Below are 15,293 nucleotides of genomic sequence, written 5' to 3'. Positions count from 1 at the left end.
CTGGATGTGGCGTCCGCCGGGGTGCCGGCCTCGGGCCTCGCCGTCCGCCGCGTCGCCGGGAGCGTCCGTCGCTGTACCGGTGCCGTTCCTGCCTGTGTCCTCGTCAGGGAGCTGGGCCGGGGCGGCCGGCTTGCCGGAACGGGCGTCACGTGGAGGCCAGGTACGGGGAGCGGTGCGGCGACCTGCTCCCGGGCGGGCGGCGGTATCGGGGACACCACGGGAACCGCCGGAGCAGCCGCAGTGACGGGAGCGGCCGAACGGGCGGTCGCAGCACGTGCCGATCCCGCCGGCACCGATCCGCCACCCGACGGTGCGGAGCCGCTCCTACCCAGCCGTTGCACCACGCGCGCGTGCGCCCCGGCAGCCCTCGCGACCCCGCCGGTCGCCGCGCTCGCGGCAGACCTCGGGGTTATGTCGGCTTCCGCGCCGCCTCCGACCCGCTCCGAGCCCCCGGGAACCTTCGTCGGGTCCCCGGCACCCATCGATGCCCGGGGAGTCTCCGAAGCCTGGGGGACCTTGGAGCCCGTGGCACCCTTCGAGGCCCCGGGAGCCCCTGACGTCCCGGGCGCTCCTGAGGTCCCGGGCGCCGCTGAGGCTTCGGTGCCCATTGAGGCTCCGGGAGCCTTCGAGGTCCGGGGAGTTGTTGAGCCGGTGGCGCCCTTAGAAGCCCCGGGTGTCCCTGAGGTCCGGGGTGCCGCTGTGGCTTCGGTGCCCGTTGAGGCTCCGGGAGCCTTTGAGGCCCGGGGAGTTGTTGAGCCCGTAGCGCCCTTGGAAGCCCCGGGCGCTCCTGAGGCTTGGGCGCCCATTGAAGCTCCGGGAGTTTCCGAGGCTCGGGGACCTGTCGCGCCCCCGGTGCCCTTAGAAGCCCCGGGCGCTCCTGAGGCCCCGGGTGCTCCTGTGGCTTCGGCGCCCATTGCGGCCCCGGGAGTTTCCGAGGCTCGGGGAATTGTTGAGCCGGTGGCGCCCTTCGAAGCCCCGGGTGCCCCCGAGGTGCCGGGTGCCGCTGAGGCTTGGGTGCCCAATGAGGCTCCGCCCAATGAGGCTCCGGGAGCCTTTGAGGCCCGGGGAGTTGTTGAGCCCGTGGCGCCCTTCGAAGCCCCGGGTGTCCCTGAAGCCCCGGGAACACCTGAGGCCCCAGGGGCCTTTGAGGCTCCGGCGCCCGTTGAGGATCCGTGAGTCTCCGAGGCCGGGGGAATCGTTGCGCCCCGGGCACCCTTCGTAGCCCGGGGAGCCCCCGAGCCTCCGCGCCACTTCGAGCCCCTGGCCACCCTCGAAGCCCTGAAAATCCCAGAGCCCCGGGAAACCCCCGAAGCACCGGACCCCACCGATCTCGAAGGCACCCCCGAGCCCTCCGAAACTCCGGCAACACCCCCAGCCCTGGCGGTACCGGCACCGCTACCGGTCCCGGCACCAGCTCCGGACACGGTCCCGGCACCAGCCCCGGCCCCGGTCCCGGCACCAGCCCCGGCCTCAGTCCCGGCCCCGCCACTAGCACCAGCCCCAGCACGAGACCCCGTAGAACCCGTAGACCCCGTAAGCCCCACCCCCCGCGCCGGAATCTCCCGCAACGGCACCGCCGGTGCCCGCTGCACCACCGGCTCCGGGCCGGTCAACGGCAGAGCTCCTGTGGGGCGTTCGAGGCCGAAGACCGGTCGGCCCGAGGTCGGGTGGGAGAGGTCGCCGAGGAGGGTGCGGGACTGTCCGTTCAGGACCGCGGGCGACGTCGTGCCCGCGAACGACGGGTTCTGCCATGTCGGCAGGCGTCCGCCGAACCCGGCGTCCGCGACCCCGGCCGCTTGCCCGGAGGCCAGGGTCCGCTGGATCGACGGCAGCCTCGACCACGCGGCGCTCACCACAGGGCCGGCAGCGGCGTCCGCAGCCGTACGCGCGGAAGCGGCGTCGGCAGGTGCCGCCCCGCCGGGTGCCTCGGCGGCAGCGACGCCGTCGCCGCCGTCAGGCCCGTCGTCCCGTCGTCCCCGCAACCGGTCCAGGAACCCCATGCCTCAGTCCTCCGCCCCGGCCCGCGTGACCAGGGACGCGATCTCGGCCGTGTAGCGGCGGCGGTCGCGGTGTTCCAGGTCCAGGATCTCGTCCATGCTCCAGTGGAAGTGGTAGGCGACGTACGCGATCTCCTCGTGCAGCCGGTCGGTCGCGTACGTCACGATTCCCCCAGGCGGCTCCCGCCGAGTTCCACCTCGAAGGGCTCCGCGCAGTGCGGGCACTCCACGGCCGCGCGGGTGTGGCCCTCCGCGTTGATCTGGCGGTAGAAGTCCTGGAGGAAGGCGAGGTCCGAGGCGAACATGTTCTCCACGGTCCCGTCGTGCACGTTCGGCAGCGTGCCGAGCCGGGTGATGACCCGGCCCAGCAGCACCACCGACAGGAACGCCGGGTTCTCCTGCACCCGCACGTCCCGCAGCGGCACGAGTTCGTCCCGGGCCGTCGACAGGCGCATCACGCCGTCGCGGTGGACGGTGCCCGCCTCGTCGACGTACCCGCGCGGCAGCTGGAAGGGGAACTCGGTGCGCAGTTCGTACTGTTGCTGTGGCGCGGCCTGCTCCGGGACCGGGGCGGCGGGCGGGGCCTGCGTCGGCCCCGGCGCCACCGTCCCCGCCGTGTCGGCGCCCGCGTGCATGACCGCGCCGCCGGCCCTGGCAGCCGTACGCCGCATTACTCGATGTCCAGTTCTTCGAACACGATGGTGACGGTCTCGGTGAGCGCCGACGCCTCGCCCGCCTTCACGGTGCTCGTGTCGATCTTGCTGCACCACGCGTTGCGCATGTTGTAGCGCTTCACCGGGTTGCTCTGGTAATCCATCATGATGATGGACGCGTTCTTGCGGGCCGTGCTCATCTGGCCGGTGATCGACTGGTTGATCCACTCGGTGAACGCGGCCGACTGGGTCATACCGCGGACGACCGTGCAGGTCCCGTTCTTCTTCACACCCGGCAGGTTCACGACCTTGTTCTGGCCGTTCTGGGTGTTCTGCTGGTACGTGATGACGTCCTGCTCCATGGACAGGCCGCTGACCTCGGCGAGGTACTCGACCATGACGCCGTCGATCTGCAGCCCGAAATTATGTGAGGTGAGGGAGTCACCCGGCGAAAGGCTCATGTGCTGTTCGCAGTCCTTCTGAGGGGTCTTGGTGGATGGCGGGTGTGCGGCCGGGGCTTACTCCTCCAGCTCCCCGCCGCCGCTGGAGAACTGGGCCAGCCTGAAGATCACGAATTCGGCGGGCTTCACCGGGGCGATGCCGATCTCGCAGACCACCCGGCCGACGTCGACCGACTCCGGCGGGTTCGTCTCGTCGTCGCACTTGACGTAGTACGCCTCCTCGGGGCGCTGGCCGAACAGGGCGCCGTCGCGCCACTCGTTGACCAGGAACGCCGAGATGTTGCGCCGGATCCGGGCCCACAGGTTGTGGTCGTTCGGCTCGAACACCACCCACTGGGTGCCGATCAGGATCGACTCCTCCAGGTAGTTGAAGTACCGGCGGATGTTGAGGTAGCGCCAGGCCGGGTCGGAGGAGAGGGTGCGGGCTCCCCAGACGCGGATGCCGCGGCCGGGGAAGGCGCGGATGCAGTTGACGCCGATCGGGTTGAGCAGGTCCTGCTCACCGCGGGTGATCTGGAGTTCGAGGTCGACGGCGCCGCGGACGACCTCGTTGGCGGGGGCCTTGTGGACGCCGCGCTCGGAGTCGTTGCGGGCCCAGATACCGGCGACATGGCCGCTCGGCGGCACCAGCCGGGAGTGGCCGGTGGCCGGGTCGAAGGTCTTGATCCAGGGGTAGTACAGGGCCGCGTACTTGGAGTCGTAGCCGGCGGTCTCCTGGCGCCAGACGCGGATCTGGCGGGCGTTCATGCCCGGCGGCGGGTCGATCACGGCGACCCGGTCGCCCATCAGCTCGCAGTGCGCGATCAGCCCGAGCTGGACCGCTTTGACGGCCTCCAGGTCGATCGCGCCGCGCTGGTAGGCGGCCATCAGGTCGGGGACGGCCACCATGGAGACCTCGTCCACGGCCTCCAGACCGCCGAAGCCGGTGCGGTCCGCGGAGTCGCCGAGGTACTGGGCCGGGCCCGGGTGCGCGGCGTCCGGGTGGCTGTCGGAAGCGGCGGGGGGCGCGGGCGCCGGGGCCGCGAGGGCCACCGTCTGGTTGTCCGGGCGGGCCAGCTGCGCGGCCGGCGCGGCCTCGGTGACGGTGATGAGCTTGGAGCGCTCCTTGACCTGCGTGACGACGTAGTTGCGGCCGCCCTTCTTCGCGGTCACGTCGAACGTCTCGACCGGCTTGTCGCCGTCCTTGACGATGAGCTTGAACCGCTCGGCGGGGCCCTCGCCCTCGGGGTCCGCGACCTCGACGCTCAGGTCGCCCTGCGCCACGGCGGTGACGGCGAAGGTGCCGAGCTGCTTCGGCTCGCCCGCGGGCAGTGCGGCCGGGGCGTTGCCGGAACGGCCGGTGACGGCGGCGGGGCCCTGGCCGGCCTCGGCGGGAGCGCCCTCGGAGGAGCCTCCCACGCGGACGACGTACGCGGCGGAACCGCCGTTGTTGAAGAAGCCGTAGACGGAGTGCGCGAGGTAGTACCCGTCGGTGAACTCACCGAAGGCCGCCACGTACTGCGTCCAGTTGGTGACCAGTGTCGGCTCGTTCAGCGGTCCGGTCGGCGCGAGTCCGACGAAGGCCGCCACCGAGGTCCCCACCCCCTCGATCGGGCGCGAGCCGCTGGCCACCTCCTCGACGTAGACGCCGGGCGACAGGTAGGACGGCATGCTCTGCTCTCCTCGGGGTACGAGACACGAACAGCTCTCACCCTCGCGCGCGCCGGACCGGCGGGGAAACGGCCTCCGGTGCCGAACCGGGGGCAATCCGGTTGCCCGCAAGGGCACTTCCGACGGTGCCCCGGGCCTCGCCGCGCGCGCCCTGCCCTCACCCCTGCCCTCGTGGCCCTCCCGTGTCACGCCCGTGGCGGGTGAAACTGACGGGTCAGCCGTCCGATGACGAGTCGAGTGTCGAGGAGAACGCCGTGCACGCACACGGAACAGGGGGCAGGCGGGCCGCCGATCGGGACGACCGCGGCGCCAACGCGCCCGGCGTGCCGGCGCACCCGATGCTGGCGCTCCAGCGCATGGCCGGCAACGCGGCCGTGGCCCGGACCGTGGCGGAGGAGCGGCACGAGCACGACGCGCACTGCGGGCACACGCCCTCCGTGCAGCGCCGCGCCCTGGTGCACGACGTGCTGAACACCCCGGGCCAGCGCATGGACTCCGGGCTGCAGACCGAGATGGAGGCCCGCTTCGGCGGCGCCGACTTCAGCGGCGTACGCGTCCACAAGGGGCCGCTGGCCCAGGAGTCGGCGGCGGAGCTGGGCGCGAAGGCGTACACCTCCGGGGCCCATATCGTCGAGGGCGCGCCGCTGACCAAGGAGGACTGGGCGCACGAACTCACCCACTTCCAGGACCAGATGGCCGGCCCCGTCCCCGGCACGGACAACGGCGCCGGCGTCAGGATGTCCGACGTCCGCGACTCGGGCGAGCGGCACGCGGTGGACAACGCCCGGCGGGTGATGAGCGGGCCGGTGCCGGCCGTCCAGCCGGTCCCGGCGGAGGGCACGGCAAGGCCGGTCGCGGGCGCACCGGCCGCGGGGGCGGCGGTCCAGCGGACCGTGTGGACGTTCGACCAGGGCGCCAGCGTCCAGGACGAACGCGAACGACCGCACTACCGGTGGCGGAGCGAGGACGGCGCTCTCAAGACCTCCGCCGAACTGGGCGTCGACCCCGGGCGCAAGCCCCACCCGGGTGACACCTACGACGACGAGAGCCAGCAGCTCCACAGCAGCGAGAACGTCGCGTTCTCCACCAAGGGCCGGATCTCCGAGAAGGACCTCGCCCGGCGCAGGACACAGACCAGCCGCGCGGTGGCCGAGGCCAAACACCGCATCGCCACGGCGCTGAAGATGCTCAAGGACGCGCACGGCGCGCCCGCGGGCCCGCTGCTGGCGGGTCTGCAGTCGGGCTTTCCCGTGTTCCGGACCGCCCCTCCCGGGCAGCTCGCGCCGTTCCTGCCCCGGATCGCCGAGATCATCCAGCGCATCCACGACGGACTGAACGCGCAGGGCGCGAAGATCGCCCTGGTCGGCAGCGGGGTGCCGGGCGTGCCCGGCAACGCCACCGCCTGGGTCGACGGGAACCTGTCGGAGAACATGGCGGGTCTGATGGGCCTCGGCCACGACAAGACGAGCGAGGAACTGCCGCCCCTGATGGAGCGCTCGGGGCCGATCCACCTGCTGGAGCCGGGCCAGATCGCCTGGTACATCGTCCACGAGGCCACGCACCGGTTCGCCGGAACGCTCGACTACCAGTACAGCCCGTACTTCGAGGAGGTGCAGGAGGACGAGTTCACGGCCTCGGCGGATCCCGAGGTCGCCGCCGCGATGGAGCCCGCGATGCTCGACCGGCGCAAGGTGCGCGATCCGAAGGAGTTCAACGGCAAGGACGAGCAGACCTACCTGGGCAAGCAGTCCAACTGGTACGCCCTGGGCCGGCGCGCCCTCATGAACGCCGACTCCTACGCCCAGTTCGTCCTGACGGCGACCGGAGCGCCGACGCCCCGGACCTGACGGCCCCCACCGTGGCCCGTTCGGCCCCCTCATCGTGCCCTTTGGCTTCCTGACGTGCCGTGGGCACCCCGGCTAGCGTCGCGACGTGAGCCTGTGGACATCTCTGGAACCCGCCTCCGCGACCGTCGACCCGGGCAGCAGCACGCGCGTGCGCCTGCGCCTGCGCAACACCGGTGATGTCGTCGACGAGTACCGCTTCGAACCGGTCGGCCCCGTCGCCCCCTGGACGACCGTGGAGCCGGCGTCCCTGCGCCTCTACCCCGGCACGACCGGCACGGTGGAGCTGACGTTCGCGCCACCGCGTACGCCCGACGCCACGGCGGGCCCGAACCCGTACGCGGTGCGGATCACGCCGACCGAGCACCCCGAGGCGACGACCGTCCCCGAGGGGAATCTGACCATCACGCCGTTCACCGAGGTGCGGGCGGAGCTGGTGCCGCCCACGGTCAAGGGGCGGTTCCGGGGGCGGCCCCGGCTCGCCGTCGACAACGTGGGCAACACCAAGCTGACCGCGTCCCTGAGCGGCAGCGACAACGGCGACGAACTGTCGTACGACATCCACCCGGCCAATGTGCAGATCGAGCCGGGCCGGGCGGCGTTCGTCAAGACCACGCTCAAGCCCAAGAACATCATCTGGTTCGGGTCGAAGGAGCAGCGGCCCTACACCCTCGCCGTGCAGCGGTCCGGCGCCACGGCGATGCCCGTGGAGGGGACGTTCGTTCAGCGCGGCTTCCTGCCGGGCTGGCTGGCGACCCTGTTCGGGATCCTGTTCGCCCTCGCGTTCACGTTCCTCATGCTGTGGCTCGCCTACAAGCCCTCGGTCACCACCAAGGCCGAGGCGTCGCCCGTCGGCGCCGGCAGCACCCTCGCGCCCTCCCCGACACCCACCCCGTCCCTGACCTCGGCGCCGCCCCCGTCGCCGTCACCCACCCCGCAGAAGCCGGAGGGCGGCGACGGCCAGGGCGGCGGAGGAGGCGGAGGCGCGCCCAAGCAGACCAAGAAGCCCCCCAAGCCCGTGGTGCCGGTGGAGAACATCCTGCTGCGCAACACCACCACCAAGATGTGCGTCGGCCTTCCGGGCACCGGTGAGGACGACGGCCGCCCGCATCAGTACACGTGCAACGAGTCCCCGCAGGGCACCCAGCGGTGGGACATCGAGGTGACGGAACCGGACAAGGGGCCGGGCGGCCACGCGCTCTTCCTGATCCGCAACGTCAAGGAGCAGCTCTGCGTGGACCTGCCCTACTACGGGGCGGCTGCCGTGCGGTCCCCGATCACCAAGTACACCTGTGACGGCACGACCCGCGACAACCAGCTGTGGTGGATCGACAAGCAGCCGAGCGGCGCCTACTGGATCCGCAACTTCGCCAGCAACAACAAGTGCCTGGACGTGGCCGGTTACAGCACCGGCGTCGACGGCACCAACCTGACCCTCTTCGACTGCTCCAACACCGACGACCAGGAATGGGAAATCGTCAAGCCGTCGGAGGACTGAGCGCGAGGCCGCTACCAGGTGCCTTCCCCCGGCACCAGGCGGCCGGCCTTGCGGTACTCACGGCGGGCGCCCTCCAGGAGGTCGTCCGCCGTGACGTGCCCTCCGCGACCGGCGGCCAGGTACGCGGCGGTCACCACCGCGCTGCGGATGGAGCCGCCCGCCAGTTCGAAGCCGCTCGCCACCGCGTCGAGCGCGATGCCGTCCGCGCCGGGCACGTGCGACAGGCTGTGCCGCCACAGCGCGATCCGCTGCCCGGCGTCCGGGAACGGGAAGTCGACGATCAGGTCCAGGCGCCGGGTGAACGCCTCGTCGATGTTGGCGCGCAGGTTGGTGGTGAGGAGCGCGATGCCGTCGAAGGACTCCAGCCGCTGGAGCAGGTAGGCGCTCTCCAGGTTGGCGTACCGGTCGTGCGCGTCCTTCACCTCGGACCGCTTGCCGAAGACGGCGTCGGCCTCGTCGAAGAGGAGCACCGCGTCGGTGCGGTCGGCCTCCGTGAAGATGCGTTCCAGGTTCTTCTCGGTCTCGCCGACGTACTTGTCCACGACGGACGACAGCTGGACGACGTAGAGATCGAGTCCGAGGTCGGCCGCGACGACCTCCGCCGAGAGTGTCTTGCCGGTGCCGGACTCGCCCGCGAACAGGCCGAGGACGCCCCGGCCCCGGCCGCCGCCCGCGCTGAGCCGCCAGTCGCCGAGGACCCGGTCGCGGTGGCGGGCGCGCAGGGCGAGTTCCCGCAGCTGGGTCAGGGGCGCGTCGGGCAGGACGAGGTCCCGCCAGTCCACGTCGGGCCGGATCCGGCGGGCATGCTGCTCCAGGCCGGAGGCGGACTGCTGCCGGGCGGCGAGGCGCAGATGGGCGGGGGAGAGCGGGGTCCCGTCGAAGTCGGCGAGGCTCCGGGCCGCGCGGGCGGCACGGGTGATGTGCTCGCCGGCGAGGTGGTACGGGGCGACGGTGGCGGCCAGGTCGAAGCCGGGTTCGCCGCCGAGGGCGTCCGACCAGGCGTCCACCGCGCCCGCGCGCCGTGCGGGTGCCTCCAGGACGAGGGGGTCCTGGTCGCACCACTCAGGGTCGTACGGGCGGGACCCGGTCACCAGCACGGGGACGTCGACCGCCGCGGCCAACTCCCGGAACAGCGCCGCCGGTTGCTCCGGCAGCCCCGTGACGACGACCGCACGGTCACTCAGCCGGGCCTCGCGGAGCAGATCCGGGACACGGTCCTCGGGCCCCGTGAACCGCACGGCCGCGACGCCCGCGGCGCGCAGGGCGGCGGTCACACAGGGCAGCCCGTCGCCCTCACGGCGCTCGCGCAGATACACGGTGGGCGGGGGACCGGAGACCAGCCGGGCAGCCAGCCGCTGGGTGATTCGTTCGGCCTCGTCGTCCGGGGCGGGGTCCCGGGGGTTTGCGCGGGGGGCTGGTGCGTCGTGGTCGGGGGCTCGGTGGTCGGTGCCGGGGGGAGGAGCGTCCGGGCCGGGTTCGGGATGGCCTGCGCCGGGGGGCGGTGTGTCCGGGCCGGGCTCGGAGTGGTCCGTGCCGGGGGCTCGTCCGTCGTGGTCAGGTCCCCCGTGGTCAGTGGCGGGGTTCCGTGTGTCCTGGCCGGATTCGGGGTGGCCCGCGCCGGGGGCTCGTCCGTCGTGGTCAGGTCCCTGGAGGCCTGTGCCGGGGGCTCGTCCGTCGTGGTCAGGTCCCCGGTGGCCGGTGCCGGTGGTCGGTGCGTCTTGGCCGGTGTGGGCTGCGCCGGGCGGTCGGGTTTCGGGGGCAGGATCCCGGTGGTCCGTGCCGGGGGCCGGCGCGTCCCGGTCGGGAACCCGGAGGTCCGTGCGGGGAGTACGTGCCTCCTGGACCGGTCCCCGGAGGTCCGTTCCGGGCTCCGGCGCGGGCAGCGCGTGGAGGTGCCCGGTGAGTGACGCGTCCGGGGTGTCGTCGCCGAGGAGGTGGGCCACGAGGCGGTCCGGTATGCGGAGGGCGCGGCTGAGGAAGGGGCGTTCGGGGTCCTCCAGGGTGAGGAGACCGAGCGCGGACAGGGGGGCCGCGGGATGCAGGCGGGCCCGGCCCTCGGGCAGGTGGACGGGGATCCCGCAAAGGTCCAGGGCGAGCGCGACGGTGGCCCGTCGGCGGCTGACGTCGTCGTTGAGGTAGCCGTACAGCGGCTCGAAGCCGCGGTCCAGGTCGGGGGCGAGGGCGATGAGGAGCAGCGCGGTGTCGAGCTCGGTCAGGCCGAACCGGGCGGAGAGGCCGGCCAGACGGTCACCGGGCGGGCCGTCGGTGCCCGGGCAGGCGAGCGGCAGCGGCTCGGCCGGGCGCAGCAGATGCCGTACGGCCTCCTCCGACAGGTACAGGCCGCGCAGCGGGTCGCCGGCCGTCGGGTCGCCGGCGGACCGGTGCTCCACCAGCAGGGCGACCCGGTCCCGCAGTTCGGCGAGGCGGGCGAGGAGCGCGGTGGCGGGGGTGTCGGTGTCGGACGTCTGCGTGGTCATGTCCTGCGGTCCGGCCCTCGGCCCCGGCGGGCCGTCCTGCGGGCCTCCCGGGCCTCCTGTGCCGCCGCCACCTGCAGTGCGCTGTGCGCGCGTTCCTCCGTCCGAGGCTGTGTGTCGTCCACGGTGCGGACCCGGACCGCGACGCCCTCGGTGACGGGCGGACCGGCGTCGTACTCGGGGTAGGCCGGGAAGGGAGCGGTGATCACGAGGTCGAGGGACGGCTTGAGTTCGCCGCCGAGCGCGGACCAGATCTCCGCGAGGGAACGCGACTCGGTCTGGGTGCCGGCCACGGACATCGGGATCGTCATGCCCAGCGCACCGAGCGAACCGGGAAGTTCGGAGGGGCCGATCAGCTCGCGCGGGATCAGCGTGGCCAGCACCGCGGACAGCAGCCGGTGTTCGTCCTGGGGCTGCTTCGTCCACGCCGTGACCAGGTACGACAGCCGGAACCAGCGGGGCGGCTGCCGGTGCTTGACGACGATGTCCCGTTCGTCGTGGATCGGGACATGGCCCCGCTGACGTCGGGCGACGTCCTCCCGGATGTCGTACAGATAGGCGTTGATCGTGGGCGCGTTGCGGCGGGCGGCCCAGTCACGGGTCGGCGCGTCGAGCGCGACATCGATGCCGGAACCGGCCAGTGCCCCGCCGCTGAGCAGGTTCTTGAGAACCTCGTCCACTTCGTGGATCACCGATGTGCTCCCGTTCCCGCCCTGCCGTGCTGTGCCGTGCGTGTGCCGCCGTGTCCGATCCTGCCCTCCGCCCCGCCCCGGCCCGCAGGGACCCCGGGGACGGCGGCGGGGCAGAAAGCGCTGCCCGCGGGGGCGAGTTCGGATGCCCGTTCGGTCAGATGTAGCCTTCCCGCAGGGCATGGGCCACGGCGTGGGCCCGGTTACGCAGGTGCAGTCGGGTGGTCAGCCCGTGCATCACGTTCTTGACGGTGCGTTCGGAGTAGGACAGCTTGCTGGCGATCTCACCGGTGTCGAGTCCCTCGGACACCAGCCGCAGTACGTCCACCTCACGGGGTGTCATCCCCGAGGCCGGAGCCCCGGTGCGGCCGGCGGCCCCGCGATGCAGGGTGCCCACCTGGTTGATCAGCCGGCCGAGCAGATCGGCGGGCAGGTCGCCGTCGCCCCGGGCGGCCGCGAGCACGGCCTGCACCAGCCGGGTCGCGGTGGCCTCGCGGCGCCACACGATGGCACCGACCCCGCACTCGATCACGTCGAGCAGCTCCGTCTCCCGCAGCGCGGACACCACGAGCACCGCCCGCGCGCCCTCGCTGCGCACCAGCCGGCGCAGCCGGGTCAGGGCCGTGTCGTCGAGGACGTCGTCGATGAGCAGGGCCACCGTGCCGGGGCCCGACTCGGTCTCCTCCCGCAGGTCGATCTCCGGGAACCGGCGCAGCTGGCTGAGCGCTCCCTCGCGCGATATCGGGTCCGTGGCGTGCACCGCCACGGGTATCCGGGACGCGGAGTCGGCCGTGCCGGGGCGTGTGGTCCGCGATGAGCTGAGCAACCGTTTCCCCTATGTCCACGTACGCGCCACCACGGTGGGCTCGGTGGCGCATGTGCACTCCTCACCCTTCTGGGGCGGACGGTGCGGGCGCAATCGTGGATCACCACGACACGCACCACGAGATCGGCCCCGCGCCGACCACGAGACCGCCGACGGCCGCACAGCGGCCGTGCGGTGACGGCCCGTCCGGTTCCACCGGGGCCGGAACTCGCCGCCGTGGCACTTGTCACGGCACCAGCCCCGGGCGCAGGCCGTCCTCGACCGGGGGAAGACGCCACGTCCGACCAGGGAGGCAGGAATGCCCGATCCTCAGCACGAGCAGCTGCGGCGTGCGCGGCCGGCCGAACACCGGGAGGCCGCCGCCCTGCTGGCGGCCGGCCTCGCACGCGCCCGGTCCGGAACGGGCGGCCTCGTGCTGGTGCGCGGAGCGACCGGCACCGGCCGGACCAGCGTCCTGGAGGCAGCCGCCGAGGCCGCCGCCGCACAAGGCGTGCGGGTGATGCGTGCCCGCTGCTCGCCGGGATATGCGGCGGGGCCCTTCGCCGCCGTGCTCCAACTCCTCGGACCCGTACCGGGCTCGGGGCGGCTCGACCCGGCCGGCGACGAACGCGAGCAGGGCGCCGTGTTCCGGCACGCGCTGCGCTCGTACGCCGGTGAGTCCCCGCTGCTGCTCGCCGTGGACGACGTTCACCTCGCCGACGGCCCCTCGTACCGCTGGCTGGTGGAGGCCGCCCGGCACGTGGACCGATTACCTCTGCCGATCCTGCTGGCCGTCACCGAACGCGGCCAGTACGACATCGATCCGCCGTCCCCGGGCTTCACCCACACCCTCTCTCCCGCCCTCGTCGACACCCACACCCTGTCCCCGCTCACCCCGGACTCGGCGACCGGCCTGGTGCGCGCGGAGCACCCGCACGCCCCCACGGCATGGGTCGAGAGCTGTGTCCGGGCCGGCGCGGGCAGCCCCCTGCTGCTGAGGGCCCTCCTCGACGACCTCGGCGCCTCCGCCGGGTACGCGACCGACGTCCCGCTCCCGTACCCCGCCCTCCCCGAGACCTCCGCCGCCCTGTACCAGGGCTCCTATGTGGCCGCCGTGCGCTGGTGGCTGGACAGCGCCGGGCACGGCACGGCCGAGGTGGCCCGGGCTCTCGCCGTGCTCGAGGAGGGAGGGGAACGGGCCGAAGGGCGAGCGGGCGGCGCCGAGGCGCCGGCCGGTCTGCTCGGGGCGCTCGCCGGTGCCGACCCGGCCCGGGTGGCGGGCTGGCTCACCGCGATGACCGGCCTCGGCCTGCTGCGCCCCGGCCCGGACGGCCTGCCCCGCTACGCCCATCCGCTGCTGAGGGACGCCGTACTCACCGGCGTCCCCGCGGCCCGGCGGCGCGCGGTGCACCGGACCGCCGCCGAGACGATGCTGCATCGCGGCGCCCCCACCGCGGCGGTGGCACGGCACCTGCTGCGGTCCGGCCCCGTGGGTGCCTCCTGGGCCCCGGCCGTGCTGCGGGACGCCGCCTCCCTCGCCCTGCGCGACGGCCGCTCCGACGACGCCGTCACGTTCCTGCGCAGAGCCCTGGAGGAGCCGCTGCCCGACGACCACCGGCAGCGGGTGCTGACCGAGCTGGGCTCCCTGGAGTGCGCGGGCCGGGACTCCTCGGCCGGCATCCCCCGGCTCACCGAGGCACTCGGGCTGCACGGCGCACCGCAGGACCGGGTGCGTGCCGCCGTGGCCCTCGGCACCGCGCTGGCCGGACGCGGCCGGGCCCGCGCCGCCGTCGAGGTACTGCGCACGGTGGACGGCCAGCTCACCGGACACCCCGACCTCGGCGGTGCCCTGCAGACGGCGTCCGCCCTGCTGTCCGACCAGGACCAGACGGTCCGCAGCGACGTGTACCGCCGGCTGTCCGAGACCGCCGAGCGCTCACCGGAACTCGTGGGCCCGGCGACCCGGGCGCTGCTCGTCCGGTACGCGGCCAGCGCCGCACTGGCCTCGGCGGGCGACGCGATGCGGCAGGTGCGCGCCCTGCTCGCCGAGCCTGCCCACCCGCTGACCGAGCCCTTCCTGCTCGGCACGTCCGCCGCGGTCGCCCAGTGGGCCGACGAACTCGACGAGGCCGACCGCCTCGTGGACCGCGGCCTGGCCGGACAGCGCCCCGACCTGCTGCACCCCATGCACGCGGCGCTGCTCAACACCCGGGCCGACATCGCCGCCGCGCGCGGCGAGTACACGCTGCTGCCCGCCGAACCCCCCACCCACGCCCACGGCCCCTCCAACGTGCACGCCACCACTCTGATCGCGCTCGTGGAGACCGGCCGCGCCACCGAGGCCCGGCGCCTCGCGGACGGCTTCGACCTGCGCGAGGCGCCCGACAACTGGGAGCTGAACCGCTTCCTGTACGCGCGGGGCGTGCAGCGCGCCGACGCGGGCGACACGGCCGGGGCCCTGCACGACTTCCTGGAGTGCGGCCGCCGCCAGACCGCACGCGAGGTGGTCAGCCCGGTCGTCACCCCGTGGCGCTCCGCCGCCGCCGAATGCCGGCTGGCCCTCGGCAGCCCCCAGGAGGCGCTCGCCCTGGCCGAGGAGGAGTTGCGCCTGGCCCGGGTGTGGGGCACGCCCCGCACGGTCGGCCGCGCCCTCAGGGTGCTCGGCACGGTCACCGGCGGCCGCCGGGGCCTGCGCCTGGCCGAGGAGGCCGTGGCCCTCCTCGCGGACGCGCCGGCCGCCACGGAAGGGGAGCTGGTGGCCGCGCTCCTCGCGCAGGGCCGGCAGCTGACCGCCGCCGGTGAACGCGCCCGCGCCCGGGACTGTCTGCGGAGCGCCGCGGAACGCGCCGAACGCCTGGGCGCGGTGCGGCTGCGGACCCTGGCGGAGGAGGCCCTGCGCGAGGGCGGGGCCCGCCGCGCCGCCACCGCCCGCACCGGCTCCGGCGCCCTCACCGGGAGCGAGCTGCGCATCGCCCGGCTGGCGGCCGGCGGCCGTACGAACGCCGAGATCGCCGGCCTCCTCCACCTCGCCCGGCGCACCGTGGAGACCCATCTGACCAGCACGTACAAGAAGCTGGGCATACGGCGCAGGGGTGAGCTGGGACAGGCGCTGAGCGGGGACTGACCCCTCGGGGAAGAAGGCCCCGTCGCCAAAAAGTGTTATCGCCCCGCCCTTCACGCCATCTCCACCCTGTGATCCCCGACATGGCGGGGACCCCCGGA

10 protein-coding genes are annotated in these 15,293 nt (G+C 73.6%); 3 read left to right on the top strand and 7 right to left on the bottom strand.

Features of this window, described 5'->3' with window-relative positions:
- Window positions 1-2,003: 2,003 nt before the first annotated feature.
- The 4 genes from ACFT4A_RS17200 to ACFT4A_RS17185 are packed head-to-tail and all read right to left on the bottom strand — an operon-like array spanning window position 2,004 to window position 4,761.
- Window positions 2,004-2,162: a DUF6760 family protein gene (locus ACFT4A_RS17200; protein ID WP_382496829.1), complete on the bottom strand. Its 159-nt coding sequence runs from the start codon at window positions 2,160-2,162 to the stop codon at window positions 2,004-2,006.
- Complete coding sequence (locus tag ACFT4A_RS17195; protein ID WP_382830833.1) at window positions 2,159-2,668, bottom strand: hypothetical protein; 510 nt, start codon at window positions 2,666-2,668, stop codon at window positions 2,159-2,161. Before ACFT4A_RS17195 ends, ACFT4A_RS17200 begins: the two co-directional genes overlap by 4 nt.
- Window positions 2,668-3,111, bottom strand: a complete 444-nt coding sequence (locus tag ACFT4A_RS17190) for a phage tail protein (RefSeq protein ID WP_189728071.1) — start codon at window positions 3,109-3,111, stop codon at window positions 2,668-2,670. The genes ACFT4A_RS17195 and ACFT4A_RS17190 overlap by 1 nt, the downstream gene beginning before the upstream one ends.
- Window positions 3,112-3,168: 57 nt before the next feature.
- A complete protein-coding gene (locus tag ACFT4A_RS17185; RefSeq protein ID WP_382830830.1) occupies window positions 3,169-4,761 on the bottom strand; it encodes a phage tail sheath subtilisin-like domain-containing protein in 1,593 nt (530 codons plus the stop codon).
- A 254-nt stretch (window positions 4,762-5,015) separates the two neighbouring features.
- Here ACFT4A_RS17185 and ACFT4A_RS17180 point away from each other — a divergent pair, with 254 nt between their 5' ends.
- Window positions 5,016-6,608, top strand: a complete 1,593-nt coding sequence (locus ACFT4A_RS17180) for a DUF4157 domain-containing protein (RefSeq protein ID WP_382830827.1) — start codon at window positions 5,016-5,018, stop codon at window positions 6,606-6,608.
- Between the two features lie 85 nt (window positions 6,609-6,693).
- Window positions 6,694-8,103: an RICIN domain-containing protein gene (locus tag ACFT4A_RS17175; protein ID WP_382830825.1), complete on the top strand. Its 1,410-nt coding sequence runs from the start codon at window positions 6,694-6,696 to the stop codon at window positions 8,101-8,103.
- A gap of 11 nt (window positions 8,104-8,114) precedes the next feature.
- Here the strand turns inward: ACFT4A_RS17175 and ACFT4A_RS17170 are convergent, their stop codons facing one another.
- The 3 genes from ACFT4A_RS17170 to ACFT4A_RS17160 all read right to left on the bottom strand — a co-directional run bounded on the left by ACFT4A_RS17170 (window position 8,115) and on the right by ACFT4A_RS17160 (window position 12,092).
- The gene (locus ACFT4A_RS17170) at window positions 8,115-10,580 is read right to left on the bottom strand and encodes an AAA family ATPase (RefSeq protein WP_382830822.1); all 2,466 of its coding nucleotides are present in this window, start codon (window positions 10,578-10,580) and stop codon (window positions 8,115-8,117) included.
- The gene (locus tag ACFT4A_RS17165; RefSeq protein WP_382830819.1) at window positions 10,577-11,269 is read right to left on the bottom strand and encodes a DUF4255 domain-containing protein; all 693 of its coding nucleotides are present in this window, start codon (window positions 11,267-11,269) and stop codon (window positions 10,577-10,579) included. The genes ACFT4A_RS17170 and ACFT4A_RS17165 overlap by 4 nt, the downstream gene beginning before the upstream one ends.
- 154 nt (window positions 11,270-11,423) lie before the next feature.
- Window positions 11,424-12,092, bottom strand: coding sequence for a LuxR C-terminal-related transcriptional regulator (locus ACFT4A_RS17160; protein WP_382830816.1), 669 nt, complete (start codon window positions 12,090-12,092; stop codon window positions 11,424-11,426).
- Between the two features lie 298 nt (window positions 12,093-12,390).
- Between ACFT4A_RS17160 and ACFT4A_RS17155 the strand changes: the two genes are divergently transcribed.
- Window positions 12,391-15,195, top strand: a complete 2,805-nt coding sequence (locus ACFT4A_RS17155) for an AAA family ATPase (protein WP_382830813.1) — start codon at window positions 12,391-12,393, stop codon at window positions 15,193-15,195.
- Window positions 15,196-15,293: the final 98 nt, after the last annotated feature.

Origin of the sequence: Streptomyces sp. NPDC057099, from assembly GCF_042671245.1 — a bacterium.
GTDB lineage: Bacteria > Actinomycetota > Actinomycetes > Streptomycetales > Streptomycetaceae > Streptomyces > Streptomyces purpurascens.
Note: the sequence above shows the minus strand (reverse complement) of the source record. Positions and strands in the feature narration are given on the sequence as shown.

Excerpts from the sequence above, each read along its gene's own strand:
- ACFT4A_RS17155 (WP_382830813.1), top strand. The coding sequence starts at position 12,391 with ATGCCCGATCCTCAGCACGAGCAGCTGCGGCGTGCGCGGCCGGCCGAA.
- ACFT4A_RS17185 (WP_382830830.1), bottom strand. The coding sequence starts at position 4,761 with ATGCCGTCCTACCTGTCGCCCGGCGTCTACGTCGAGGAGGTGGCCAGC.
- ACFT4A_RS17195 (WP_382830833.1), bottom strand. The coding sequence starts at position 2,668 with ATGCGGCGTACGGCTGCCAGGGCCGGCGGCGCGGTCATGCACGCGGGC.
- ACFT4A_RS17170 (WP_382830822.1), bottom strand. The coding sequence starts at position 10,580 with ATGACCACGCAGACGTCCGACACCGACACCCCCGCCACCGCGCTCCTC.
- ACFT4A_RS17190 (WP_189728071.1), bottom strand. The coding sequence starts at position 3,111 with ATGAGCCTTTCGCCGGGTGACTCCCTCACCTCACATAATTTCGGGCTG.